This is a genomic window from Methylorubrum rhodinum, assembly GCF_014199935.1.
In the GTDB taxonomy this organism is placed as follows: domain Bacteria; phylum Pseudomonadota; class Alphaproteobacteria; order Rhizobiales; family Beijerinckiaceae; genus Methylobacterium; species Methylobacterium rhodinum.
In genome coordinates this window covers 103,005-127,027 of sequence record NZ_JACHOP010000002.1, presented here as the reverse complement: position 1 = coordinate 127,027, position 24,023 = coordinate 103,005, and the positions used below count along the sequence as shown (strand labels likewise).

General features: G+C 71.2%; 23 protein-coding genes. 13 read left to right on the top strand and 10 right to left on the bottom strand.

Annotated features, from left to right (window positions below; genetic code table 11):
* Nucleotides 1-75: 75 nt before the first annotated feature.
* The 5 genes from HNR00_RS02865 to HNR00_RS02845 all read right to left on the bottom strand — a co-directional run bounded on the left by HNR00_RS02865 (nt 76) and on the right by HNR00_RS02845 (nt 3,875).
* Nucleotides 76-429: a hypothetical protein gene (locus tag HNR00_RS02865; RefSeq protein WP_183565449.1), complete on the bottom strand. Its 354-nt coding sequence runs from the start codon at nt 427-429 to the stop codon at nt 76-78.
* A gap of 222 nt (nt 430-651) precedes the next feature.
* On the bottom strand, nt 652-927 hold the full coding sequence (locus tag HNR00_RS02860; protein WP_183564603.1) for a 3',5'-cyclic-nucleotide phosphodiesterase: 276 nt from the start codon (nt 925-927) through the stop codon (nt 652-654).
* 190 nt (nt 928-1,117) lie between these two features.
* Nucleotides 1,118-1,810: a hypothetical protein gene (locus HNR00_RS02855; protein WP_183565446.1), complete on the bottom strand. Its 693-nt coding sequence runs from the start codon at nt 1,808-1,810 to the stop codon at nt 1,118-1,120.
* Between the two features lie 433 nt (nt 1,811-2,243).
* The gene (locus HNR00_RS02850) at nt 2,244-2,834 is read right to left on the bottom strand and encodes a DUF1134 domain-containing protein (protein ID WP_183564600.1); all 591 of its coding nucleotides are present in this window, start codon (nt 2,832-2,834) and stop codon (nt 2,244-2,246) included.
* 135 nt (nt 2,835-2,969) lie between these two features.
* A complete protein-coding gene (locus tag HNR00_RS02845; protein WP_183564597.1) occupies nt 2,970-3,875 on the bottom strand; it encodes a 3'(2'),5'-bisphosphate nucleotidase CysQ family protein in 906 nt (301 codons plus the stop codon).
* Between the two features lie 386 nt (nt 3,876-4,261).
* Between HNR00_RS02845 and chpT the strand changes: the two genes are divergently transcribed.
* From chpT to HNR00_RS02810, 7 genes are all read left to right on the top strand, one after another.
* The gene (chpT, locus tag HNR00_RS02840; RefSeq protein WP_183564594.1) at nt 4,262-5,008 is read left to right on the top strand and encodes a histidine phosphotransferase ChpT; all 747 of its coding nucleotides are present in this window, start codon (nt 4,262-4,264) and stop codon (nt 5,006-5,008) included.
* Between the two features lie 329 nt (nt 5,009-5,337).
* The gene (locus tag HNR00_RS02835; protein ID WP_183564591.1) at nt 5,338-8,070 is read left to right on the top strand and encodes a hybrid sensor histidine kinase/response regulator; all 2,733 of its coding nucleotides are present in this window, start codon (nt 5,338-5,340) and stop codon (nt 8,068-8,070) included.
* A gap of 27 nt (nt 8,071-8,097) precedes the next feature.
* Nucleotides 8,098-8,580 (top strand): chemotaxis protein CheW, encoded by a 483-nt coding sequence (locus HNR00_RS02830; protein WP_183564588.1) that lies wholly within the window; start codon nt 8,098-8,100, stop codon nt 8,578-8,580.
* An 11-nt stretch (nt 8,581-8,591) separates the two neighbouring features.
* On the top strand, nt 8,592-8,978 hold the full coding sequence (locus tag HNR00_RS02825) for a response regulator (protein WP_183564585.1): 387 nt from the start codon (nt 8,592-8,594) through the stop codon (nt 8,976-8,978).
* A 94-nt stretch (nt 8,979-9,072) separates the two neighbouring features.
* A complete protein-coding gene (locus HNR00_RS02820; RefSeq protein ID WP_183564582.1) occupies nt 9,073-10,230 on the top strand; it encodes a protein-glutamate methylesterase/protein-glutamine glutaminase in 1,158 nt (385 codons plus the stop codon).
* Nucleotides 10,227-11,081 carry a CheR family methyltransferase gene (locus tag HNR00_RS02815; protein WP_183564579.1) on the top strand — a complete coding sequence of 285 codons (855 nt, stop codon included), beginning with the start codon at nt 10,227-10,229 and terminating at the stop codon, nt 11,079-11,081. Before HNR00_RS02820 ends, HNR00_RS02815 begins: the two co-directional genes overlap by 4 nt.
* Nucleotides 11,082-11,139: 58 nt before the next feature.
* Entirely contained in the window at nt 11,140-11,346 is a 207-nt protein-coding gene (locus HNR00_RS02810) for a DUF4926 domain-containing protein (protein WP_183564576.1), read from the top strand.
* Between the two features lie 290 nt (nt 11,347-11,636).
* Here the strand turns inward: HNR00_RS02810 and hisS are convergent, their stop codons facing one another.
* The 4 genes from hisS to secB all read right to left on the bottom strand — a co-directional run bounded on the left by hisS (nt 11,637) and on the right by secB (nt 15,106).
* Nucleotides 11,637-13,148: a histidine--tRNA ligase gene (gene hisS, locus HNR00_RS02805; RefSeq protein WP_183564573.1), complete on the bottom strand. Its 1,512-nt coding sequence runs from the start codon at nt 13,146-13,148 to the stop codon at nt 11,637-11,639.
* Between the two features lie 78 nt (nt 13,149-13,226).
* Complete coding sequence (locus HNR00_RS02800; RefSeq protein WP_183564570.1) at nt 13,227-13,598, bottom strand: tRNA-binding protein; 372 nt, start codon at nt 13,596-13,598, stop codon at nt 13,227-13,229.
* A 232-nt stretch (nt 13,599-13,830) separates the two neighbouring features.
* On the bottom strand, nt 13,831-14,433 hold the full coding sequence (locus tag HNR00_RS02795; RefSeq protein WP_183564567.1) for a hypothetical protein: 603 nt from the start codon (nt 14,431-14,433) through the stop codon (nt 13,831-13,833).
* A 169-nt stretch (nt 14,434-14,602) separates the two neighbouring features.
* Nucleotides 14,603-15,106, bottom strand: coding sequence for a protein-export chaperone SecB (gene secB / locus HNR00_RS02790; protein ID WP_183564564.1), 504 nt, complete (start codon nt 15,104-15,106; stop codon nt 14,603-14,605).
* Between the two features lie 447 nt (nt 15,107-15,553).
* On the opposite strand from secB, the gene HNR00_RS02785 reads away from it, so the two are divergent.
* The 6 genes from HNR00_RS02785 (at nt 15,554) to poxB (ending at nt 22,630) form a co-directional block, all read left to right on the top strand.
* Nucleotides 15,554-16,273, top strand: coding sequence for a Tim44/TimA family putative adaptor protein (locus tag HNR00_RS02785; RefSeq protein ID WP_183564561.1), 720 nt, complete (start codon nt 15,554-15,556; stop codon nt 16,271-16,273).
* A 14-nt stretch (nt 16,274-16,287) separates the two neighbouring features.
* Nucleotides 16,288-17,481, top strand: a complete 1,194-nt coding sequence (mltA, locus tag HNR00_RS02780; protein ID WP_183564558.1) for a murein transglycosylase A — start codon at nt 16,288-16,290, stop codon at nt 17,479-17,481.
* Nucleotides 17,478-18,182 carry a Smr/MutS family protein gene (locus HNR00_RS02775; RefSeq protein ID WP_183564555.1) on the top strand — a complete coding sequence of 235 codons (705 nt, stop codon included), beginning with the start codon at nt 17,478-17,480 and terminating at the stop codon, nt 18,180-18,182. Before mltA ends, HNR00_RS02775 begins: the two co-directional genes overlap by 4 nt.
* Nucleotides 18,183-18,582: 400 nt before the next feature.
* A complete protein-coding gene (gene rho, locus HNR00_RS02770) occupies nt 18,583-19,926 on the top strand; it encodes a transcription termination factor Rho (RefSeq protein WP_183564552.1) in 1,344 nt (447 codons plus the stop codon).
* 64 nt (nt 19,927-19,990) lie between these two features.
* Nucleotides 19,991-20,521, top strand: a complete 531-nt coding sequence (locus HNR00_RS02765) for a YjaZ family protein (RefSeq protein WP_183564549.1) — start codon at nt 19,991-19,993, stop codon at nt 20,519-20,521.
* A 375-nt stretch (nt 20,522-20,896) separates the two neighbouring features.
* Nucleotides 20,897-22,630, top strand: coding sequence for a ubiquinone-dependent pyruvate dehydrogenase (gene poxB, locus HNR00_RS02760; RefSeq protein ID WP_183564545.1), 1,734 nt, complete (start codon nt 20,897-20,899; stop codon nt 22,628-22,630).
* 9 nt (nt 22,631-22,639) lie between these two features.
* Here poxB and HNR00_RS02755 read toward each other — a convergent pair whose 3' ends face one another.
* Entirely contained in the window at nt 22,640-23,944 is a 1,305-nt protein-coding gene (locus HNR00_RS02755; RefSeq protein WP_183564542.1) for a thermonuclease family protein, read from the bottom strand.
* Between the last annotated feature and the right edge of the window lie 79 nt (nt 23,945-24,023).

Genomic DNA, 24,023 nt, shown 5'->3' with positions numbered 1-24,023 from the left:
GGCTGAAATCAGTCGGCGATGAACGGCCCATCGCCGATTGCCCTCGCGACTGCGAGGCGGCGTGCCACCTGAAAACTACAGGATGGCGTCGAGGATGAACGGCTCCTTCGGCACCCGGTAGCCGCGCTTGCCGCCGCGGGTGGTCGTGACCGGGACGCCGTCGGCGCCCGGCGGGATCGCCGCGGGGCTCAGCTCGTCGCCGGCCGCCACCGCGTCCGGATCGGGCGCGGCGGCCCGGTCGCCGACGCCGACGCCGGTGGTCGGCAGGCTGCGGGGCGAGGCGGGGGCGCCCGGCCGCGCGGCGACCGGCGCGACGGTGGCCGAGGCGGTGCCGGGCGGCTCCAGCCCGCCGCGGCGCCCGCAGGCGGTGCAGGCGAGCGCGACGAGGCCGATCGCGATCAGGGCAGGCAGGCGGGAGGGCATCGGCAGTTCCGGCCAAGATTCCGGCAATGATACCGGCGAGGGTTCCGGCGCCAGCTTAACCGTTGCCGGCCGTCCGCGCGAGCCTGTCGCGGCCACCGGGTGCGCCGAGTTCGGGGCGAGCGAGATTCGAGCGGCGCTTCCCGTCCACCCCGCCATTCCGGGGCGCCGGGACGCGAACCCGGCCCCGGAATGACGGCGGAGCGTGCCCCGAGAAGCCGCTCGGCGTCCTCAGCTCTTCTTGCGCGACGAAGCGTCCTTCGGCGGGGTGTAGGCGTCGATGGCGCGGCGGCAGTTCTCGGAGAGCTTGGCCCAGTTGGTCTTGAAGCACTGGTCGGTCGCCGGATCGTCCGGATCGAGGTTGCCGCAATAGCTCAGGTAATCGCCGGTGCAGTACTTCTTCAGGGTCTCGTTGCCGCGCTTCGACTGCTGCGCCTGCGCCGGCGCGATCAGGAGGACGGTCGCGCCCGTCAGCACGAGGGCGAGGGACGTCAGCTTCAAGGCCATGATGTTCGCTCGATCGTGGTTGAGGAGGTGAGCCGGGCGCGATGAGCCTGCCGCTTGTCCGAAACAAGGCGGACCCACGACCATCGCGAGATGGCTTTTCTGTTACGGATTCGGACAGAAGCCCGCAAGGGAGGCGCGCCGGGCCGGCGGGCGCCCGGTCATGGCCGGGTGCCGCCGCGCACGGGCTCCCTCAGCGCTCCGCCATGGCGGCCGACGGGAAGGCGCCGACATTCGGCAGGCGGTCGCGCCGGGCGAGCGCGTCGGCGACCTCGCCGATGCGGCGGCGCAACTCGGCCGTGTCGTCGCTGCCGCGGGCGGCCAAGGCCGCCCGTGCCGATTCGAGTTCCGCCCTCAGCGCCGCCTGCTCGGCGCGCAGGGCCTCGGCCTCGTCGGGCGCCGCGGTGGCGGCGGAGGCCGCCTGCGGATCGGCCGCGCGGGCCCGGCGGACCGCCTTGAGGGCGTCGAGGACGGCGCGGTGGGCCTCCTCCAGGGCGTGCAGCGTGGCGAGGCTCGCCGCGCCCTCGTCCCGGGACGTCGACAGGTCCTTGTCGAGTCCGGCGATCTTCTCCAGCGCGCGGGCGACCTCGGCCTCGCTGCGCAGCCGCGCGGCGATGGCCGTCTCGGCCTCCATGGTGCGGCCGCCGAGCGCCGCGCGGTCGGCGTGGCTTCGCGCGGCGGCGGCCTCCGCCCTGCGCTCCAGCCGGCGCTGCGCCACGGCGAACTCGGCCCGCAGGTGGTCGCGCTCGGCGGCGACCTCGGCGGTGCTCACCGGCAGCGTCGCCTCGATGCGCCGCCGGGCCAGCCGGGTCGCGCGGGCGTTGACGGTGGGCAGGGCGATCAGGGCGCACAGGCTCGCCAGCAGGAAGCCGAGCCCGAAGATCATCACGGTCTCGATCACGCGGGGCGCCCTCGTGCGGCCTGGAGCCGTATCCGACCTGATTGCATCGGGCCGGCGGCTCTCGCTTCTCGTTCTGCCGCGCAGTCTCGCGACGAACCGGTTTCCACGTCGTCGGATTGCGCTCTCGGGCCGGTCCGTCCGGCCGCGGGTCTTTTGCCCGGGTTGCCGCCGCGGAGGCAAGCGTCTCGTCGCAGGACGGGACTTCGATTGCGGATCGACCAGAGCGGACCGCCTGCATCTCGCCCCACGGCCGTCCTTCCGGGGCCGCGCGGCGGACCACCCGCGATGCGCGGGTCCCGACCGTCGTTGAACTGTCGTGCCCCGCCGTGGATCGCACGCTTCCGGGGCGCCCCGGAACGACGGCGCGTCGTCGCAAGCGACTGTGTGCCGCGCGCTTGCTCGGCTTCGGTGCCCTGCGTCAGAACGGGTTCCAGGTCGCGCGGCTGGTGAACTTGAGGTAGCCGACATTGATGCCGAGTCGGGCGCCGACGCCGGAGCGGATCGGCACCACCACGACCCCGCCGTCGGTGACCGCCGTCATGCCGAAGCCGCCGATGAAGTAGGCCGAGCCGTCGACCCCGCCGAAGCGGCGGTAGAGGCCGGACACGGCGGGCAGGTTGTAGACGAGCATCATGGTGCGCGCCCCGTCGCCGCCGACATCGAAGCCGACCGTTGGGCCCTGCCAGTAGATCCGGCGCTGGCCGGCGTTGCGGGTGTAGAGCGTGCCCTCACCGTAGCGCAGGCCGCCGACGATCGCGCCGGAGGCCTCCTGGCCGAGGATGTAGCCATTGGGCTCGCCCCAGCGCCGGGACGCCTCCTCGATGGTGAGCGCCAGCCCCCGCGACACGCTGCCGAAGAAGCGGTGGCCGTTCTCGACGATCTCCGAGGGGCGGAAGGATTCGGGGCGGCCCCCGTCGTCGACGGCGCCCGCGGGCGCGGCGGCGGCGATCAGGCCGGCGGCGAGTCCGAGAAAAGCGGCGCGGCGGGTGGCACGGGCTTCGTGCGGCATGGTCGGTCTCCCTCGGCGTCGCCGACCTCCGGTGCCGTGCATCCGGGACGCGACGCGGGCGCTTTCGGCCGGACAGGTTCGGCGAGGAAGCGCGCAACGACGCCCCGATCAAGTCAAGTTTCGGTTAACGAGGGGTTAAGGGGGGCCGAGCGCCTCGCCGGCCCGGCGCCGGTCGAAATAGGTGACGGCGGGCTCGCATGGCAGGTCGAGCCGGTCGCGGTAGCGGGCCGAGCCGAGGGCCGCGAAGGGGCCGTTGCGGTAGAAGCGGTGGTGATGGCCGTAGGTGACGGTGCCGCCGCCCGGCCCGACGACGCGCCCGCCCGCCATGGTCAGCACATGGTCGCCCGCGGCCGTGTCCCACTCCATGGTGGGGGCGCAGCGCACGTAGAGGTCGGCCTCGCCCGCGGCGATCAGGCAGAACTTCAGCGCCGAGGAGGTGACGCGGCGCTCACCCACGGCGAGGCGCTCCAGGCAGGCATCGGTCGCGCTGTCGCCGTGCAGGCGGCTCACCAGGGCGACGGGGCCGTCGGCGGGCGGCTCGCGCACCGCGACCGGGTGGAAGGCGGCGGGGCGACCCTGCACGATCGCCGCCTCGCGGGCGCTGGTGCCCGCCGCCCAGACCCGGCCGAGGCCGGGGGCGGCGAGCGCCGAGGCGATCGGCCGGTCGCCCTGCACGAGGCAGATGTTGACGCAGTACTGCTCGTTGCCCGCCAGGAAGTCGCGGGTGCCGTCGAGGGGGTCGACGAGGAAGAACAGGGCGGCGGGCGGCGCGGTGCAGGAACTCTCCTCGGCGATCACCGGGATGCCGGGAAACCGGCGCCCCAGCGCCTCGACGATGAGTTCCTCGGAGCGCGCGTCGGCGAGGCTCGCGGGCGAGCCGTCCGGCTTGACCACGTGCGGGCAGTCGCCGCCGTGATAGCCGCGCAGGATGCGCCCGGCCTCGCAGGCGATGCCCGCCAGGACCTCCGCCACGGGATCGCGCAGGGCCTCCGGCATGGGAGCCGTCGGGGAGAGCGCGGGGAGCGGGTCGGGGGCGGTCATCGCGGGGTCATGTGCGGTGGGTGTCGGGACCTGGGGAACGCGGATCGCGGGCAGGGAACGGCAGGTCCGGCAAGCAAGAGGCGGGCAAGAGACGCGTCCCCGTCTGACTCGTTGCTGAACGGCTACCCGCACGATCCCTCGTGCCGCGTCTGTGACACGACTTGGGACAATGCGGGACGGGCCGATCCGCTCCCCGTCCCGGATCGAGCCGGCCGTAGACGGTTCCGTGGGCGGCGCCCGTCCGTGGCGCCTTTCCAAAGCCGCCTTCCATCACTATCGGTGCCCGGATGCCCGCCCCGGTCGCAGCCACGAGGCGGACCGGGCGGGCGAAGAACTCGGAACCATAACGCGCGGCTTGCCCGCGACATCCGGCAACGGAGCGTGCCATGAGCGGCCCCAGCACCAGCCTCACCCTCGACAGCCTCGACCTCTCGGCGCTCCTGTGCTCGCGCGTCTGCCACGACGTGATCAGCCCGATCGGCGCCATCGTGAACGGGCTGGAGGTGCTGGAGGACGACAACGACCCGTCGATGCGCGAGTTCGCCCTCGACCTGATCCGCAAGAGCGCCAAGACCGCCTCGGCCCGCATCCAGTTCGCCCGCATCGCCTTCGGGGCGGCGGGCTCGGCGGGCGCCTCGATCGATCTGGCCGACGCCGAGAAGGTCGCGCGCGCCATGTTCGCCGACGAGAAGACCCAGCTCTCGTGGAGCGCCCCCCAGGCCCTGTTCCCGAAGAACAAGGTCAAGCTCCTGCTCAACCTCGTCGTCATCGCCTCGACCGCGATCCCTCGCGGCGGCCATATCGACGTGAAGGTCGTCGGCTCCGGCGACGCGCCGACCTTCACCCTGCGCTCCAAGGGCAGCCACGCCCGCATCCCGAACCATGTCGAGGCGCTGATCGCCGGCATGCCGGAGGGCGGCACCGTCGACGCCCACGGCATCCTGCCGTTCTACGCCGGCCTCGTGGCGCGGGCCGCCGCCATGGACGTGCGCTTCGTGATCGAGGGCGACGAGGTCACCGTCACCGCCACGCCGACCGAGGCCCATGTCGGCCTGCCCGGCGCCCCGGCCCCGAGCATCGAGGCCGACCGCCCCTCCGACAGCGCCCCGCCTTCGGATACGCAGCTCGCCTGAACCGCGACACAGGGCCGGCCCATCGCTCGGGGCGAGCGGCTGGTCGCCCCCTTATCTCAAGCGCCCGTCATTTCCGGGCGCTGCAGGCGAACCCGGAACCACGGCTGTGGTTGATCGGAAGGTGACCCGGATCGTGGCGATCCGAGTTCGTGACTTTGAGACGGCGGTCGCCGCCGCTTGAGCGCGCGTGAATCGGGGGAACCGCCCCGCCGACGGAAATCTTGAGCGCTTCACTGGAGATTTCCGCTCGTCCCGAAACGCTTCACTAACTTTCCAAGGCGAGAGTGCTCGGCGCACGTCCTTTCGTGCGCGTTTGACGAGTACCTGTCATGGACGATCTGCTTCGCGAGTTCCTGGTCGAGAGCGCCGAGCACCTGGACACGGTCGATGCGGAGCTGGTCCGTTTCGAGCAGGACCCGAACAACCAGCAGATCCTGCGCAACATCTTCCGGCTGGTGCACACCATCAAGGGCACCTGCGGATTCCTCGGCCTGCCCCGGCTGGAAGCCCTGGCCCACGCCGCCGAGACCCTGATGGGCCGCTTCCGCGACGGCTATCCGGTCAGCGGCGCCTCCGTCACCCTGATTCTCGCCACCCTCGACCGGCTCAAGGCGATCCTGGGCGATCTCGAAGCGACCGGCTCCGAGCCCGCGGGCTCCGACGACGACCTGATCGGCGCGCTGGAGAAGATGGCCTCCGACGAGACGCCCGCCGCCGCCCCGGCTCCGGCCCCCGTCCCCGCCGCGATCGTGCTGCCGCCGCCGGTCGAGCGCGAGCTGAAGCCCGGCGAGGTCTCCCTCGACGATCTGGAGCGCGCCTTCCTGGAGGCCCCCGGCCCCGACGATTTCTTCGCGCCCGAGCCGGCCCCGGTGGCCGCCGAGGCGCCCGCTTTCGAGATGCCCGCCGAGGAGGCGCCCGAGCCGGCCGCCCTGCGTGCCGCTTCTTCCGCCGCGGCTTCGTCCTCGGCCGCGCCCGCCTCCGAGGGGGGCGAGGGCGCCATCGCCAAGGTGCAGACGATCCGCGTGAACGTCGACACCATCGAGCACCTGATGACCATGGTCTCCGAGCTGGTGCTGACCCGCAACCAGCTCCTCGAGATCGCCCGCCGCCACGAGGATTCCGGCTACAAGGTGCCGCTGCAGCGGCTCTCCCACGTCACCGCCGAGCTGCAGGAAGGCGTCATGAAGACGCGCATGCAGCCGATCGGCAATGCGTGGCAGAAGCTGCCCCGCGTCGTGCGCGACCTCTCGGCCGAACTCGGCAAGGGCATCGAGCTGGTGATGTCCGGCGCCGAGACCGAACTCGACCGGCAGGTCCTCGACGTCATCAAGGACCCGCTCACCCACATGGTGCGCAACTCGGCCGATCACGGCATCGAGGCTACCAACGAGCGCATCAAGGCCGGCAAGCCGGCCCGCGGCACGATCCGCCTCTCCGCCTATCACGAGGGCGGCACGATCACGATCGAGATCGCCGACGACGGCAAGGGCCTGGATCTGGCGGCGATCCGCAAGAAGGCGGTCGAGCGCAATTTCGCCCCCGCGGCCGAAATCGAGAAGATGACCGACGCGCAGGTCGCGAAGTTCATCTTCCACGCCGGCTTCTCGACGGCCAAGGCCGTCACCTCGGTCTCGGGCCGCGGCGTCGGCATGGATGTCGTCAAGACCAACATCGAGACCATCGGCGGCGTGGTCGACATCGCCACCGAACTGGGCAAGGGCACCACCTTCACCATCAAGATCCCGCTGACGCTCGCCATCGTCTCGGCGCTCATCGTCAAGGCCGGCGCCCAGCGCTATGCGGTGCCGCAGATCGCGGTGCTCGAACTGGTCCGCGTCGATGCCAAGGGCGCCAAGGAAGGCGCCAACGCCATCGAGCGCATCAACGGCGCGCCGGTCCTGCGCCTGCGCGAGCGGCTCCTGCCGATCGTCACCCTCCAGGGGCTGATGCGCGGGCAGGCGACCGTGGAAGAGGGCGAGGTCGTCGAATCCGGCTTCGTCGTCGTCGCCCAGGTCGGCCGCCAGCGCTTCGGCGTGCTGGTCGACGAGGTCTTCCACACGGAAGAGATCGTCGTGAAGCCGATGTCGTCGAAGCTGCGCCACATCCCGCTGTTTGCCGGCAACACCATCCTCGGCGACGGCGCGGTGGTGCTCATCGTCGATCCCAACGGCGTCGCCCGGCTCGTCGGCCAGAGCGCGCAGTCGGGCGCGGTCGCCGAATCGGAAGCCGAGGAGATCGAGGCCGGCGACGCCAAGGCGACGCTGCTGGTGTTCAAGGGCGGCGCGGGCGGCTTCAAGGCGGTGCCCCTCTCCCTCGTCACGCGACTGGAGGAGATCGACGCGGCCAAGATCGAGTGGCTGGGCGGGCGTCCGCTCATCCAGTACCGCGGCCGCCTGATGCCGCTGGTGCCCGCCGACCCGTCGATCGCGCTTCGCACCGAGGGCACCCAGGCGCTCGTCGTGTTCTCCGACGGCGACCGGGCGATGGGCCTCGTGGTGGACGAGATCGTCGACATCGTCGAGGAGCGCCTCGACATCGAGATCGCCGCGGATCGCTCCGACCTCATCGGCTCGGCGGTGCTGCGGGGCCGGGCCACCGACATCATCAACATCGCCCACTTCCTGCCGCTCGCCTACGACGACTGGGCGCGGGGCCCCCGCAAGGCCGCGGTCAAGGCGCCCTCGCTGCTGCTCGTCGACGACTCGGCCTTCTTCCGCGACATGCTCACCCCCGTGCTCAAGGCGGCGGGCTATGCCGTGAGCACGGCGGCGAGCGCCGACGAGGCCCTCAAGGCGCTCCTGTCCAATCCGGGCATCGACCTCGTGGTCAGCGACCTCGACATGCCCGGCCGCAGCGGCTTCGACCTCGTCGGCGCCATGCGCAAGGCCGGCGGGCGGCTGGCCGAGATGCCGGTGGTGGCCCTGACCGGGACCGTCGGCCCCGAGGCGATCGAGCAGGCGCGCAAGCTCGCCATCAGCGACCTCGTTGCGAAGTTCGACCGCTCCGGTCTGCTCGCCGCCCTCACGGAGATCGGCGAGCCCGGCCTCGCCCGCGCCGCCTGATCCTTCTGATCGAAAGAATCGACCGCCATGCAGGCCGCCAACGCCAACGCCGCCCCCGCCGACACCACCGACTACGTCACGGTGTTCGTCGGAGAGACCATGTTCGGTCTCACCATCGACCGGGTGCACGACGTGTTCGTGCCCGCCGGCATCACCCCGGTGCCGCTGGCGCCGCGTGAGATCGTCGGCCTCCTGAACCTGCGCGGGCGCGTCGTCACCGCGCTGTGCCTGCGCCGCCGTCTCAGCCTGCCCGACCGTGACGCGGGCGCGGCCCAGATGGCGATCGGCCTGGAGCAGGCGGGCGAGACCTTCGCCCTCATCGTCGACGGCGTCGGCGAGGTCTTGAAGCTCGGTGCCGAGACCCACGAGCCGGTGCCGATCAACCTCGATCCGCGCTGGCGCGACATCTCGCTCGGCGTCCACCGCCTCGACGGGCGCCTGCTCGTCATCCTCGACGTCGACGCGCTGCTCGCCTTCGGCGACGCCAAGCGCGACGCCAAGGTCGCCTGAGGAAGCGCGCCATGAGGACCGGTCTCGTCGTCGATGATTCCGCGGTGATCCGAAAGGTCGCCCGCCGCATCCTGGAGACCCTCGACTTCAGCGTCCGCGACGCCGAGGACGGGGAGAAGGCCCTGGCGCTCTGCGCCGAGGCGATGCCCTCGGTGATCGTGCTCGACTGGAACATGCCGAACATGGACGGCTACGAGGTTCTGCGGAACCTGCGCCAGTCCCCCGGCGGCGACCGGCCGAAGGTGCTGTTCTGCACCACCGAGAACGATGTCGGCGCCATCGCGCGGGCGCTGCGGGCGGGCGCCGACGAGTACATCATGAAGCCCTTCGACCGGGAGATCATGATGGCCAAGCTCGATCAGGTCGGCTTCGCGGTGCATCGGCCCCAGCACGCCTGACCCGCGTCGCGCATATCGCGCGACGCCCCCTCCGAGCGGCCCGGGGAGGCCGCAGGACCCCGCTCCCCTTCCTCCCGCGGAGGCAACCACATCCATGTCGGCAATTCAGGCCATCGCCCCGGCCGCGGCGGCGCGCAGCGCCGTGAAGGTGCTGGTCGCCGACGATTCCGCGGTGGTGCGCGGGCTGGTCTCGCGCTGGCTCGGCGAGGCCGGTCACGAGGTGGTCGCCACCGCCCCGAACGGCCGCGCCGCCGTCGATGCGCTGGCGCGCTGCGCGCCCGACGTGGTGCTCCTCGACATCGAGATGCCGGAACTCGACGGCATCCAGGCCCTGCCGCTGATCCTGGCGCGCCAGCCCGGCGTGCAGGTCGTGATGATGTCGACGCTGACCCAGCGCAACGCCGACGTCTCGCTGCGCTGCCTCTCGCTCGGCGCCGTCGACTACATCCCCAAGCCCGAGAGCAACCGCGGCGTCACCACCTCCGACGGCTTCCGCTCCGACCTGCTGGAGCGCATCCGCGTGTTCGGCGCCGCCCGCGCCCGCCGCCGCCCGGCGCCGACCGCGGTCGAGACCGCCTCCTCCGCCACCCCGACGACGGCCCCCGCGCCGGTCTCGCGCCTGTCCGGCACCGTGACCCTGCGCCCGCGCCCGCGCACGGTCACCGCCCCGCGCGTGCTGCTGGTCGGCTCCTCGACCGGCGGACCCAAGGCGGTCGGCGAGGTCTTGGAAAAGATCGGCGCGGCGACCCTGCGGCGGCTGCCGGTGCTGATCGTCCAGCACATGCCGCCGGTCTTCACCGCGGTCTTCGCCGAGCATCTCGGCGCCCGCGTCGGCCTGCCGGCCGCCGAGGGCAAGGCCGATGAGCGGGTCCAGCCCGGCCGCATCTACGTCGCACCGGGCGGGCGCCACATGCGGCTCACCGGCTCCGCCGCCGACCCGGTGATCCGCCTCGACGACGGGCCGCCGGTCAACTTCTGCCGCCCGGCGGTGGACGTGCTGTTCCTCGACGCCGCCGCCCTCTACGGGGGCGCGACGCTCAGCGTGATCCTCACCGGCATGGGCTCGGACGGCACCGCGGGCTCCCGCGCCCTGGTCGAGGCCGGCGGCCAGCTCATGGCCCAGGACGAGGCCACCAGCACGGTGTGGGGCATGCCCGGTAGCGTCGCCAAGGCGGGCCTCTGCCACGCCGTCCTGCCGCTGCCCGAGATCGGCCCGGCGCTCCGCACCGCCCTCGGCGGGAGCGCGGCATGACCGAGGCGGATTTCGCCTTCCTGCGCGACTACCTGAAGAAGCGCTCCGGCCTCGCGCTCGGCCCGGAGAAGCGCTACCTCGTGGAGAGCCGGCTCTCGCCGGTCTGCCGCCGCTTCAACCTCGCCACCCTCTCCGACCTCGTCGGCACCCTGCGCCTGTCGCGCGAGGGCCCGCTGGAGCGGGCGGTGGTCGAGGCGATGACGACGAACGAGACGTTCTTCTTCCGCGACCGCGCCCCGTTCGACCTGTTCCGCGACGTGCTGCTGCCCCGCGCCCTCGCGGCCCGCGCCGCGACCCGGCGCCTGCGGATCTGGTCGGCCGCCGCCTCGACCGGGCAGGAGCCCTACTCGCTCGCCATGATGATCCACGAGGCGGCGGCCCAGCTCGCCGGCTGGCAGGTCGAGATCGTCGGTACCGACCTCTCGACCGAGGTGCTGGAGAAGGCGCGGCTCGGCCTCTACAGCCATTTCGAGGTGCAGCGCGGCCTGCCGGTGCAGCTCCTCGTCAAGCACTTCACGCAAGTCGGCGAGCAGTGGCGCATCAGCCCGCAGCTGACCAACATGGTGAGCTACCGCCCGCTCAACCTGCTGCACCCGTTCGAGCATCTCGGGCAGTTCGACATCGTCTATTGCCGCAACGTGTTGATCTACTTCGACGCCCCGACCAAGGCCGACGTGCTGGAGCGCATCGCCAAGGCGCTGGCCCCCGACGGCGCCGTGCTGCTCGGCGCCGCCGAGACGGTGATCGGGCTGACCGAGGCGCTGGTGCCCGACGGCCAGCACCGGGGCCTCTACCGCCAGGGCGCGGTCCACCGGGCGGCTCCGCCGACGCGTCTCGCGGCGGGGTTTTGAGGCGGGGGGTGCACGGTGCCCGTTGCCGACGCCGCAAGGATCGGCTCAACTTCGGCCCATGACCGAGCCGACCAACGAATTGCGTGAACTCGCCATCGTCAGCCTCGCCGCCGACGTGCGGACGGACGACGGCGACCGGATGCAGGCGGGTGCGCGGGGGACGATCGTCGGCGTCTGGGCCGATGGGTTCTTCGAGGTCGAGTTTCCTGAACCGGAAGGCGCGCTGGCGACGGTCGCCGCGAAGGATCTTCGGCCCGTGATGTAACGTCGAGGCAGCGCCTGCTCCCCCCTCTCCCCGCAGGCGGGGAGAGGCCCGCAGACACCCTGTCGTGTCTGCGGGAAGCGGAGGCGAAGCCGAAGCGGCGGTGAGGGGGCGCGTCCGAAAGTGACTCTTCCGCTGAAGCCCCCTCACACCTCGGCTGCCGCCTCGCTTCGGCGACGACAAGGTCGCCGAAGCCCTCTCCCCGCGTGCGGGGAGAGGGGGGCTATGGGGCACCGAAGCGATCAACTTTGGCTACGCAGGGGATGCGGCTCAGCCTCGGCTTGAGACTCTGCTCACCCAAAGTGCCGCGCCAGCACCTCGCGGACGCCCTCGACCATCCGCTCCACCGGCACCGAGACCTGGGCCGGCCGCGCGGCCTTCCACTCGGCGTTGCTGGCTATGGCGGCGGCGGCCTGGGCGCCTTGGATCAGATCCTTGATCTGGACCTCGCCGGCCTCGCGCTCGTTCGAGCCCTGGATCACCACGGCCGGCGCCCGGCGGCGGTCGGCGTACTTCATCTGGGCCTTCATGCCGGCGGCGCCGAGATAGAGTTCCGCCCGGATGTTGTCCGCCCGCAACCGCGCCACCAGCGCCTGATACTCGGCGATGTTTTCGCGATCGAGCACCAGCACCACCACCGGGCCGGGCTGGGCTGCGCCCTCGACCAGCGGGCTCTTGGTCAGCCGCAGCGCCGAGAACAGCCGCGAGACGCCGATGGAGAAGCCGGTGGCCGGCACCGGCTCGCTGCGGAAACGCCCGACCAGCCCGTCGTAGCGCCCGCCGCCCGCGACCGAGCCGAACCGCACGGTCTGGCCGTCCTCGTTGGTCACGGGAAAGGTCAGCTCGGCCTCGTAGACCGGACCGGTGTAGTATTCGAGGCCGCGCACCACGGAGGGGTCGGCGCGCACGCGGTCGTGCCCATAGCCCGCCGCCTCGCACAGCCGCATGATGGCGTGCAGCTCGGCGATGCCTTCACGGCCGGTCTCGGAATCGCCCACCACGGCGTGCCACGACCCGAAGAACTTTTCCCAGAAGGCCATGCGGTCGGCGCCCGCGTGCGGGCTCGCCTCGAAGCCGACATAGGCGAGGATGCGCTCGATGGCCTCATCCGCGAGTCCCGCGCCCTTGGTGAAGTCGCCGCTCTCGTCCTTGCGGCCGGGGCCGAGCAGCTGGCGCACGCCGTCCGCGCCGAGGCGATCGAGCTTGTCGATGGCGCGCAAAACCGTGAGGCGCTGGCCGGCCTTGTCGGGGCCGGCCAGCCCGATCGCCTCCATCACACCGTCGAGAACCTTGCGGTTGTTGACCTTGACCACGTACTGGCCGCCGAGGCCGAGCCGGTCGAGCGTGTCGGCCATCAGCATGCAGGTCTCGGCGTCAGCGGCGACGGACGCCGCCCCGACGATGTCGGCGTCGAACTGCATGAACTGGCGGAAGCGGCCCGGGCCCGGCTTCTCGTTGCGGAAGACGTAGCCGGCCCGGTAGCTGCGATAGGGCTTGGGGATCGCGTCGAAGTTCTCGGCCACGTGCCGGGCGAGCGGGGCGGTGAGGTCGTAGCGCAAGCTGAGCCACTGCTCGTCGTCGTCCTGGAACGAGAACACGCCCTCGTTCGGCCGGTCGAGATCGGGCAGGAACTTGCCCAGCGCCTCGGTGTACTCGACGAAGGGCGTCTCCAGCGCCTCGAAACCGTAGAGCTCGAACGTCTGCCGGATCGTCTCCAGCATCCGGCCTTGCGCCAGCAGGTCGGCCTCGGTGCGGTCGGGAAAGCCGCGCGGCAGGCGGGGTTTCAGGGTCTCGGCCTTGGCCATGTCGTCGCCGCTCGGGATTTTCTTCGGGAGTTGAGGCCCGGCTCTATCGCAGGCGGCGGCGCGGCGGCAAGCCGAGGCTCAGAACAGCCGGCTCCCGTCCGGCACCGGCCGGTCGGGGCGGAACAGCACCACGGCGCCGGCTTCGTCGGCGAATCCGAGCGTCAGCACCTCGGACAAGAACCTGCCGATCTGGCGGGGCGGGAAATTCACCACCGCGGCGACCTGCCGGCCGACCAGCGCGTCCGGCGCGTAGTGCTCGGTGATCTGCGCCGAGGAGCGCTTGCGGCCGATCACCGGCCCGAAATCGATCACGAGCTTGAGGGCCGGCTTGCGGGTCTCCGGGAACGGCTCGGCGGCGACGACCGTGCCGATGCGGATGTCGACGGCCAGGAACGCGTCGAAATCGATCTTTTGCGATTCCGGGGCCTGCGGATCGTGGCGGACGTGCATGTCGAGCGAGCAGGCGGTGGGTGAGGAGGGTGGCCAATCCTAGCACGGCGGGCGGCATCTGGAACGGGTGCAGCCGCTCGAAGAACACCGCGCCGCGCGCCGCCCTTGCTCGGCCGCCACGCCGCAGACTTGCGGTTTCTCGTTCGGCGGTCGCCGCGCCTGGGACCTCGCGCGGAACCGGGGCCGCACCCGGTTGGCCCGAACGGCGTTTCGGCGGCTGCGGCGTGGCGCCTCAGCGGTGCGCCAGCCAGTCGCCGAAGCCCTCGGCGTAGTCGCTGGCGGCGCGGTCGAACAAGTCGTCGGCGCCCATCGATTGCACGAGGGCGTCGCCGACGACGCCGTAGACGCCCTGGCCGGCCATCCTGCTGCCGACGCCGCCGCGATAGGTCGTCAGCCGAGCCCCCGACTGCGCGTCGATCACATCGATGTTGGCTGTGACCGTCGGGACGCCGCCGATGATGACGCGGCGGGCCGCCGAGGGGATGTCGACATGGACGAGGGTGGCCACGAGGCGCACCGGCCGCGTTCCGGCGGGGCGTTGCGCGATCACGCGGTCGAGCTTCGCCTTCAGGCGGCTTGCCGCGAGGTTGCGCAGATGGCTGCGGGCGTCCGGCGTGGCCACCAGGGCCGGGTCGGTCTGCGAGAGCTTGCGGTCGCGCAGGTAATCGTCTTCCGCGGAGGTCCAGTCGATCCGCGCCTCGGGCGGGACCACGACCTCCAGGCTGGTGACCTTCAGGTCGGCCGCTTCCTGCGGCGACAGGGTGTTGGGCGTGACTGTGACGCAGGCGGTAAGGCCGACGGCCAGGAGCAGCGTGGCGAGCGAGAGGCGGAACATGGGGAAGCGGCTCGAAACCCCTGCCGAAGCGGCAGCGAGGATTCGCCTAGCACAACCCCTCCGGGCGGAGTGCGGCGCGCCGGCCACAGTTCCACGCCGATCTTGTGACAAAAGAGGGCCCCGGCGCGTCGGCACCGGAGCCCCTCTCAACCTGAGGTCTTCGCCTGCCTTACGAGGCGAGCGGGGCGCCCTGGCCCTGCGCGGCCTGGGCCTCTTCCATCTTCTGGCGGTAGAGGCCGACGAAGTCGATCGGATCGATGTAGAGCGGCGGGAAGCCGCCGTTGCGCACCGCCTCGGCGACGATCTGGCGCGCGAACGGGAACAGCAGCCGCGGGCACTCGATCATCACCGCCGGGTGGATCTGCTCCTGCGGGATGTTGCGCATCCGGAACACGCCGCCGTACTTCAGCTCGAACTTGAACAGCACCTCGTTCTTGATCCTGGCGTCGCCTTCCAGCGACAGCTCGACCTCAAAGTCGGCCTCGGCGAGCTGCTGGGCGTTGACGTTGACCTGGATGTTGATCTGCGGCCCACCCTCCTGCGGCTGCAGCGAGCGCGGCGCGTTCGGGTTCTCGAACGAGAGATCCTTGGTGTACTGCGCCAGCGCGTTGATCGCGGGGGTGAGGTCGCCGTCCTGGGCGCCGTTGCCGTTGGGTGCCGCGGTATCGGCCATGAGGTGTCTCCTCCTCGCGTCGTTGCTGCGCGGCGGTTGTGTCGTGTCGCCGGCGCGCCTGTCCGGCGCGGGCAGCGCGCTAACATGCCGCCCTGCCGCGAACAAGCCGGGGGATTTGCCCGGGAGATCACGGCACCGGCCCCACCCTGCGGGCGATTGCCCCGCGGGCCCGCCTGGAATCGCGCGCGGACCCACCCATATCACGGAGGACTCACGGAGTTCTCGACGCCGGAGACATTCGCCTTCAAGATGCTACGCTTCCGGCTCGCTCCTCGTGCCGGGCTCGGCTAAGAGCTTCGAAAGCCTTTCGCGAGACGAGCCCTGGGCTGTCGGCGGCTGCGGGAGCGTCGCCTCGGCAGACCGCGGAAAACGGATCGCGCAGGCTCCCCCTCCGGCAGCCCTCGGGTGTCAGCCTCACGCGTGCGACGGGCACGATTCGGATCGGTGATGCAGGATTCCTTCGACGCAACCACCCTGATTTTCCTGGCGCTCGCCGTCTTCGTCATCTGGCGGCTGCGTTCGGTGCTGGGCCAGAAGACCGGGACGGAGCGCTCGCCCTTCCGCCCGGTGGAGCGCAACCGCACCGACGCCCCCGGCGCGCGCACGGAAGGGGACAACGTCGTGCGCCTGCCCGGCGCCGACCGCACCCAGCCCGCCCCGGCACAGACTGCTGCGGCCCCGCGCGACTGGCGCGGCATCGCCGAGCCGGGCTCGGCGGTCGCCCGCGGCCTGGAGCAGATCGTGCAGGTCGAGCCGGCCTTCGAGCCGCGCGCCTTCCTGGAGGGCTCCAAGAGCGCCTACGAGGCGATCGTCACGGCCTTCGCCACCGGCGACCGCAAGACCCTGCGGGCGCTCCTGTCGAAGGAGGTCTGCGAGGGCTTCGAGCGGGCGATCTCCGAGCGCGAGAAGCGCCGCGAGACCGCCGAGACCACCTTCATCTCGATCGACAAGGCCGAGATCGTCGCCGTCGAGGTCAAGAACAAGGTCGCGCAGGTCACCGTGCGCTTCCTGTCGAACCTCATCACCGCCACCCGCGATGCCGAGGGCAAGGTGATCGACGGCAATGCCGAGACCGGCGTCGAGGTGCCCGACGTGTGGACCTTCGCCCGCACGCTGGGCTCGCGCGATCCGAACTGGCAACTCGTCGCCACCGACGCGGGCGGCTGATTCCTTTGTAAGTCATGCCGTTCTGTCGCGTTCTCTTCTCGGCCGCAGCGGTCCTCGCCGCTGCGGCCGTTTCCGTTCCGCCGAGCCGTGCGGAGGCACCGCTGCGCGTCGGCGACGGCGTGCTGGAGCCGGTGGCCTTGTCCGCCCTCCCCGGTTGGCACGCGGACGACGCGGCCGCCGCCCTCGACGCCTTCCGCCGTACCTGCGCCGCGCCGGGCCCGAATCCGCCCCAGGCCGCGGGCGTCACCGGCAACCCCGCCGACCTCGCCGCCGCCTGCGCGGCGGCAACCGATGTCGGCACGGACAAAGCCAAGAAATTCTTCGAGGGGCGGTTCTCGGCCTATCGCATCGTGCGCCCCGCGAACGGCGCCGAGCCCGAGCGGCGGGCGGGCTTCCTCACCGGCTATTTCGAGCCGGAACTCGTCGGTTCCCTGGAGCCCGGCCCCGGCTATGCCGCCCCGGTCCTGGCCCGGCCCGACGACCTCGTGACGCTGGCGCCCGGCGAGACCGCGCCGGGGCTCGACGCGATCTACAAGGCGGGCCGCCGCACGACGACCGGGCTGGAGCCCTATCCCGACCGCGCCGCGATCGAGGACGGCGCCGTCGCGGCCCACACCCGGCCGGTGCTGTGGCTGCGCGACGCGGTCGATCTCTTCGTCCTTCAGGTGCAGGGCTCAGGGAGGGCGCGGTTGCCCGACGGGCGCTCGGTCCGGGTGCTCTACGACGGCAAGAACGGCCAGCCCTACACCTCCATCGGCAAGCTTCTGGTGGCGGAGGGCCACCTTCCGCTCAACGGATTGAGCCTGGAGCGCTGGACCACGTGGCTTCGGGCCAATCCCGACCACGCCCGCCGGCTGATGCGGATGAACAAGTCCTATATCTTCTTCCGGGTCGAGCCGGTGGAGGATGCCCGCCTCGGCCCCCCCGGCGCCGCTGGCGCGCCCTTGAGCCCCGGCCGCAGCATGGCGGTGGACGGCAATCTGTGGCGCTACGGACTGCCGTTCTATCTGGAAGGCAAACTGCCGGGCCAGCCCGGCCGCGGCCATCTCGTCGTCGCCGCCGATACCGGCTCGGCCATCCTCGGGCCGGCGCGGGGCGACCTCTATGTCGGCACCGGCGCCAAGGCGGGTGTGGCCGCGGGCGACCTGCACGACCGGATGGGTTTTGTGGTGTTGCTGCCCAAGCCGATTGGGGAGCCTCGGCCGTGAGGCCGCCGCGGCGGCGCGCGCTCTCCCGCGAGGAGGCCTATCTGTGGGGCGAGATCGCCAAGCTGATCACGCCCCTACGCGGCCGGGCGCGGCCGAAGAAGCCGGCGCCCGAGGCCGAGCCGGCGGCGCCCGCTTCGGCCAAGCCGAGTCTTGCGAAGCCAAGCTTCGCCAACTCGAACCTTGCCAAGCCGACGCCGTCGAAGCCTGCCGTCACGGCGCCGCCGACGGTCAAGACCGCCCCGAAGACCGCCCTCTCCTCCCTGCCGACCCACAAGCGGCCGGTGAAGCTCGGCGACCTCACGGGCGGCACCGCCGCCTTCTCCGCTCCCGCCCGTCCCCCTGCCGCCGCTCCGCCCCCGCCGGGACTGGAGCGCAAGGAGCGCCGCGGCCTGGAGCGCGGGACGCTCGCGATCGAGGCGCGTATCGACCTGCACGGGCTCTATCAGGCGGAGGCGCACGCGGCGCTCGTCGGCTTCCTGATGCGCGCGCGCTCGGCCGGGCACGCCCGCGTCCTCGTCGTCACCGGCAAGGGCGGCGAGGGTTTTTCCGATGCCGGCTTCTCCGAGCGCGGCGTGCTGCGCCGGACCGTGCCGCACTGGCTGCGCGGCCCGGAACTGCGCGGCTTCGTGCTCGGCTTCGAGGAGGCGGCGCGTCACCACGGCGGCGCGGGCGCGCTCTACGTGCGGCTGCGGCGGCGCTGAGCGAATACATGGCTCCGCCGTCATTCCGGGGCGCCGAAGGCGAACCCGGAATCCACGATCGGGCACGGCGCATCACGGGTGGATTCCGCTGCGCGGCCCCGGAATGACGGCCGATGTCTTTCGATACACTAGGATCAGGCCGTGCGGGGATTCGAGCTGCGAGCCACTTTTCGGAGGCGACTCACCTCTTGAGCCCATCGGCAAAACACGATAAGCACGACTGCTTTCCGATTGCAGCCGTGTCGCATCCCTGGGGCTTCTCCAAAGCCGAGAGGAGCCGATGCGTGGGCCGGACCGCTGCGCTCGCAGCCTTGCCGGACCTGGGGCGCCTCCCCGGTGCCCGGCCCTTTCGTCCCGACCGGCCGATCCTTCCCCGCCTTCGTTGGTTGCATCCCCCCACATGACGTCACAGAACGACGCACTCGCCCCCGTCGATATGCCGACCGAGGACGCCCCCGTGGCCGCCGAGGTCGCCGTCAAGCGCGAGGTGCGCCTTCAGGACCTCAAGTCCAAGTCGCCGACCGAGCTCACCGCGTTCGCCGAGGAGGTCGAGGTCGAGAACGCCTCGACCATGCGCAAGCAGGAGCTGATGTTCGCGATCCTCAAGCAGCTCGCGGCCAACGAGACCGAGATCATCGGCGCCGGCACCGTCGAGGTGCTGCAGGACGGGTTCGGCTTCCTGCGCTCGAACGACTCGAACTACCTGCCGGGCCCGGACGACATCTACATCTCGCCCACGCAAATCCGCCGCTTCGGCCTGCGCACCGGCGACACGGTCGAGGGCCCGATCCGCGGTCCCAAGGACGGCGAGCGCTACTTCGCCCTGATCAAGGTCAACACGATCAACTTCGAGAACCCGGAGAAGATCAAGCACAAGGTCCACTTCGACAACCTGACGCCGCTGTTCCCCACGAAGCGGTTCAAGCTCGAGCTGGACAACCCGACCAAGAAGGACTTTTCGCCCCGCATCATCGACATCGTCTCGCCGATCGGCAAGGGCCAGCGCGCGCTGATCGTCGCGCCGCCGCGCACCGGCAAGACCGTGCTGATGCAGAACATCGCGCAGTCGATCACCCTCAACCACCCCGAGTGCTACCTCATCGTGCTGCTCATCGACGAGCGCCCGGAGGAGGTGACCGACATGATCCGCTCGGTGAAGGGCGAGGTCATCGCCTCGACCTTCGACGAGCCGGCCACCCGCCACGTGCAGGTCGCCGAGATGGTGATCGAGAAGGCCAAGCGCCTCGTCGAGCACGGCCGCGACGTGGTGATCCTGCTGGACTCGATCACCCGCCTGGGACGCGCCTACAACACCGTCGTGCCGTCCTCGGGCAAGGTGCTGACCGGCGGCGTCGACGCCAACGCGCTCCAGCGGCCCAAGCGCTTCTTCGGCGCGGCCCGCAACATCGAGGAGGGCGGCTCGCTCTCGATCATCGCCACCGCGCTCATCGACACCGGCTCGCGCATGGACGAGGTGATCTTCGAGGAGTTCAAGGGCACCGGCAATTCCGAGATCATCCTCGACCGCAAGGTCTCGGACAAGCGCATCTTCCCGGCCATCGACATCACCCGCTCCGGCACCCGCAAGGAGGAACTGCTGGTCCCGCCGGACGCGCTCAAGAAGACCTACGTGCTCCGCCGCATCCTCAACCCGATGGGCGTCACCGACGCGATCGAGTTCCTCATGGACAAGCTGCGCCAGACCAAGAGCAACGGCGACTTCTTCGACTCGATGAACACCTGAGGCGGGGCCGCGACGCGCGGCTTCCTCGTCTGGCGCAATTCGCGCAGGCCGTGCATCACGGAGCATGGCCTATTTCGACTACGAGGTTCGAGGCACGCGTCTCGACCTCGCCCATCTGGAACCGCGCACTCTGACGCTTTTCGTCATAACCATCGCCCGCGAACTGACGATCGACGTGCGCTTCTCGAACCACTGTTTCACGGTGGCGTTCGACGACAATTCGCACGACAGGGCCGATCTGATCTGGGATCACCGACGCCCGCGCGCCTACGATACCGAGCGGCACGTCTTTTCTCGGCACCTTCCGACCATGGTGGAAGCCCTGCCGTCCGCCTCCGTCCATCTGACGCCGTCGGATCGGAACTACGTCTATCTCGCCCATGTGACCCTGCCCGACGGTCGGGCCTACCCGATGTATTTCGGGCTACGGCGCGCGCCGACCGATCACCGGCAGCAGCTTCTCATGGTGGTGGAGAGTGCCTATCCGGTTGCGGACCGTAAGCGGGTGCTGGCCGGAACCACCAAGATCAGCTTCCCTGTCCTGTGCGCGAAGATCTATCGCGGCCAGACGGTTCGGCCTCGGGCACGCCGCTGACCCATGAAAAACCCCTCGCTCAAATGAGGAGGGGTTATCACTCGCCGAAACACTTGGTTATCCCGCGTTGCGCGTGGACCGAAGCGGTGACCCGCCACGGCGGCCCAGGGCTGTCGCAGCAAGCTGCTCAGGCGATCCGTCCCCGGTAGAAAGAAGATGCGGCTCGTGCCCGAAAATTGCAACCTCCAGACCCGGAGACGAAAAGAAGAGCGACGATATCGCCGTCTTCTCAGTGACTCTGAACCGCCAGGACAGATGCAGGGAGGAGCCGGCAACATCCTGCATCGATTGTGAAATTCGCGCGATCCGCGAACAAACGCCCCGCGCCGACGTTGGCCCGCATCGACCGCCCGCGGTCAACCGGGGAGACGGGCCATGGCCTCCGACAACGTATCCGACCTCATCGTCGAGACGCTCCAGCTCGCGGGCGTGCGGCGGGTCTACGGGCTCGTCGGCGACAGCCTGAACGGGATCACCGAGGCGATCCGGGCGCGCGATGTGATCGAGTGGGTCCATGTCCGCCACGAAGAGGTCGCGGCGTTTGCCGCCGCGGGCGAGGCGCAGATCACCGGCGAACTCGCGGTCTGCGCCGGCTCCTGCGGGCCGGGCAACCTCCACCTCATCAACGGCCTCTACGACGCCCACCGCACCCGCACCCCGGTGCTGGCGATCGCCGCGCACATCCCCTCCTCCGAGATCGGCCTGAACTACTTCCAGGAGACGCGGCCCGAGCAGCTTTTCCGCGATTGCAGCCACTACTGCGAGCTGGTCTCCGATCCGGCGCAGTTGCCCAACGTCCTGGAGACCGCGATCCGCACGGCGGTCGGCCAGCGCGGCGTCGCCGTCGTCGTCATCCCCGGCACGGTGGCGCTCAAGCCCGCGCCCGAGCGGACGCTGGCGGCGGCCTCGACGCTCCGGCCCCGCGCACCCATCGTCGTCCCGCAACCCGACGACCTCGACCAACTGGCCGACCTCCTCAACACCTCCAAAAAAATCACGCTGCTGTGCGGGCGCGGCTGCGCCGGGGCGTATGCCCCGCTCATGCGGCTTGCCGAGCGGCTGAAGAGCCCGATCGTCCACGCGCTCGGCGGCAAGGAGCATGTCGAGCACGACAACCCCTACGATGTCGGCATGACCGGGCTGATCGGCTTCTCGTCCGGCTACGCCGCGATGGAGGCCTGCGAGACCCTGCTGATGCTCGGCACCGACTTCCCCTATCGCCAGTTCTATCCCGAGCACGCCCGCATCGCCCAAATCGACATCCGCCCGGAGAACCTCGGGCGGCGCTGCCGGCTCGAACTCGGCCTCGTCGGCGACGTGGCTGCGACCATCGAGGCTTTGCTGCCGCGGCTCGCCGGCAACGAGAGCCGCCGCCATCTCGACGCCAGCCTCAAGCACTACGCCAAGGCCCGCGAGGGGCTGGACGAGCTGGCCACCGGCAAGCCCGGCCGCCGGCCGATCCATCCGCAATACCTCACCCGGCTTCTCAGCGAGGCGGCGACGGAGGATGCGGTGTTCACGGCCGATGTCGGCACGCCGACGGTGTGGGCCGCGCGCTACCTGCACATGACCGCCGGGCGGCGCCTGATCGGCTCCTGGGCGCACGGCTCGATGGCCAACGCCCTGCCCCACGCCATCGGCATCCAGGCGGCAAGCCCCGGCCGACAGGTGATCTCGCTCTCGGGCGACGGCGGCTTCGCGATGCTGATGGGCGACATCCTCACCCTGACGCAGGAAAAACTGCCAGTGAAGGTGGTGATCTTCAACAACGGCACGCTGGGCTTCGTCGAGCTGGAGATGAAGGCCGCGGGCTATCTCGAGACCGGCGTCTCGCTGCAGAACCCGGATTTTTCCGCGATGGCCCGCGCCATCGGCATCCACGCCCGGCGGGTGGAGGACCCCGGCGATCTCGAGGGCGCCATCGTCGATGTCCTCGCCCATCCCGGCCCGGCGCTGCTCGACGTGGTGGTCAACCGCCAGGAACTCGCCATGCCGCCCAAGCTCCAGGCCGAGCAGGTGAAGGGCTTCAGCCTCTACGCCCTCCAGGCGGTGATGAGCGGGCGCGGCGATTCGATCCTCGATCTGGCGAAGACCAACCTCATCCGCTGAAGCCGGGAATTACCGCTTCCACACGCCGAGCCGCTCGCCGCGGGCGTGGTCCTCGGCGGCGACGAGTTCGGGCGTGGCCTCCGACGAGGCGCGTCCGCCGCCGTTGAACAGCACCACCTCCGACAGGTCGCGCCCCTCGACGGTGCAGACATGGGCGCTGCTGCCCGCGGCCGGCAGGCAACTGACGGATCGGCCGCGCAGGTATTTCGAGAGTTCGTCGGCCTGCCCGCCACGCACCCACTCGACCCCGAACAGGCGCACGAGCTTGCCGCCGACCCGCAGGGTCGCGGTGTCGATCACCTCGGCGGGCCCCTCGACGGCGTTGGGGTTGCGCGGCGGCTCGGGCGGGCGCTGCTCCGTCTCGGGCGGGGGCGTGTCGGTGTTCGCCGGGTTGTTGGAGGCCGCGGTGTCGGCCTCGCGCGGGGGCTCCTCGGTCTGCGGCGCGGTGCTGCGCGAGGCTTGGGTGTCGGTCCGCGTTTCGCCCGCGCCGTCCTCGCGCCCGGTCAGCGCGATGCCGGCGACGAGGGCCGCGCCGGCCAGCGCGCCGAAGCCCATGAGCACGACCGGGCGGCGGCTGCCCGCCGCAAGACCGTCCTCCACCACGTCGCGCAGCCGCGTGACCGCCGCGCCGGAGCGGGCCGAGACGGAGCGCAGGCCGCCGCCCAAGCGCGTGCCGACGGTTGCGAACCGCGCGCCGAGCGCGGCCCCGCCCGCCGGTTGCGGGGCGGCCGGCTGGTCGATGGAGGCCGGCACGACCGGCTCGGCGGGCGCCGGGCGGGGCTTGGCGCGGAACCGCTCGGCGAGGCGATGGCGCCAGCCTTCCACGGTCTCGCTCGCGGCGCTGGCGAACGCCCGGCTGCGCTCGGCCGAGGTGTTGGCCAGCGAGCGCGCGAGCGCCGATTGCGTCTCGACGAAGCGGGCGCTCGCCGCGCGCACGTCGGCGATCGTGTCGCGGGGCGGCTCCTGGGGCTCGGGCGAGGGCGGGGCGGGCAGCAGCAGGGCGGGATGTCGCTCGGTCAACTCGTCGACGAGGTCGGGGATCGTGAGCGGCATGCCGGCTCCCTCCCCCTCGCCGCGCCGGCGCACCGCGCCAGCGTGATCGACGATGCGGTAGCCGGGCAGCCCGTCGGCGGGCTCGACGAAGCCCTCGGCGATGAGGGCCAGCGTGCGGCGCGCCACCGGCCGCACCCGGCGGCGGTCGAGTTCGGCCAGGATGAGCCCGCGGATGCGCAGATCGTCCTCGGAGACCGGCACGTTGGGGATGGGCGCGGCCTCCGATCCGCTCTTCGCCGCGGCCTTTGCCGATCCTTTCACGCGCGGGTCACTCCGTCTCGCGGGCCGCCGCTCGGGCCGGCTCCGGTCTCGCGCCTCCTCCTAACACACTCGGACGGCC

What these genes read in the sequence shown, in the direction of transcription:
- HNR00_RS02835 (WP_183564591.1), top strand. Translation starts at nt 5,338, where the DNA reads ATGGACGATCTGCTTCGCGAGTTCCTGGTCGAGAGCGCCGAGCACCTG.
- HNR00_RS02825 (WP_183564585.1), top strand. Translation starts at nt 8,592, where the DNA reads ATGAGGACCGGTCTCGTCGTCGATGATTCCGCGGTGATCCGAAAGGTC.
- HNR00_RS02855 (WP_183565446.1), bottom strand. Translation starts at nt 1,810, where the DNA reads ATGATCTTCGGGCTCGGCTTCCTGCTGGCGAGCCTGTGCGCCCTGATC.
- HNR00_RS02820 (WP_183564582.1), top strand. Translation starts at nt 9,073, where the DNA reads ATGTCGGCAATTCAGGCCATCGCCCCGGCCGCGGCGGCGCGCAGCGCC.
- HNR00_RS02815 (WP_183564579.1), top strand. Translation starts at nt 10,227, where the DNA reads ATGACCGAGGCGGATTTCGCCTTCCTGCGCGACTACCTGAAGAAGCGC.
- secB (WP_183564564.1), bottom strand. Translation starts at nt 15,106, where the DNA reads ATGGCCGATACCGCGGCACCCAACGGCAACGGCGCCCAGGACGGCGAC.
- mltA (WP_183564558.1), top strand. Translation starts at nt 16,288, where the DNA reads ATGCCGTTCTGTCGCGTTCTCTTCTCGGCCGCAGCGGTCCTCGCCGCT.
- HNR00_RS02800 (WP_183564570.1), bottom strand. Translation starts at nt 13,598, where the DNA reads ATGCACGTCCGCCACGATCCGCAGGCCCCGGAATCGCAAAAGATCGAT.
- HNR00_RS02845 (WP_183564597.1), bottom strand. Translation starts at nt 3,875, where the DNA reads ATGACCGCCCCCGACCCGCTCCCCGCGCTCTCCCCGACGGCTCCCATG.
- HNR00_RS02785 (WP_183564561.1), top strand. Translation starts at nt 15,554, where the DNA reads ATGCAGGATTCCTTCGACGCAACCACCCTGATTTTCCTGGCGCTCGCC.
- HNR00_RS02765 (WP_183564549.1), top strand. Translation starts at nt 19,991, where the DNA reads ATGGCCTATTTCGACTACGAGGTTCGAGGCACGCGTCTCGACCTCGCC.
- HNR00_RS02830 (WP_183564588.1), top strand. Translation starts at nt 8,098, where the DNA reads ATGCAGGCCGCCAACGCCAACGCCGCCCCCGCCGACACCACCGACTAC.
- HNR00_RS02860 (WP_183564603.1), bottom strand. Translation starts at nt 927, where the DNA reads ATGGCCTTGAAGCTGACGTCCCTCGCCCTCGTGCTGACGGGCGCGACC.
- chpT (WP_183564594.1), top strand. Translation starts at nt 4,262, where the DNA reads ATGAGCGGCCCCAGCACCAGCCTCACCCTCGACAGCCTCGACCTCTCG.
- HNR00_RS02795 (WP_183564567.1), bottom strand. Translation starts at nt 14,433, where the DNA reads ATGTTCCGCCTCTCGCTCGCCACGCTGCTCCTGGCCGTCGGCCTTACC.
- poxB (WP_183564545.1), top strand. Translation starts at nt 20,897, where the DNA reads ATGGCCTCCGACAACGTATCCGACCTCATCGTCGAGACGCTCCAGCTC.
- rho (WP_183564552.1), top strand. Translation starts at nt 18,583, where the DNA reads ATGACGTCACAGAACGACGCACTCGCCCCCGTCGATATGCCGACCGAG.
- HNR00_RS02850 (WP_183564600.1), bottom strand. Translation starts at nt 2,834, where the DNA reads ATGCCGCACGAAGCCCGTGCCACCCGCCGCGCCGCTTTTCTCGGACTC.
- HNR00_RS02810 (WP_183564576.1), top strand. Translation starts at nt 11,140, where the DNA reads ATGACCGAGCCGACCAACGAATTGCGTGAACTCGCCATCGTCAGCCTC.
- hisS (WP_183564573.1), bottom strand. Translation starts at nt 13,148, where the DNA reads ATGGCCAAGGCCGAGACCCTGAAACCCCGCCTGCCGCGCGGCTTTCCC.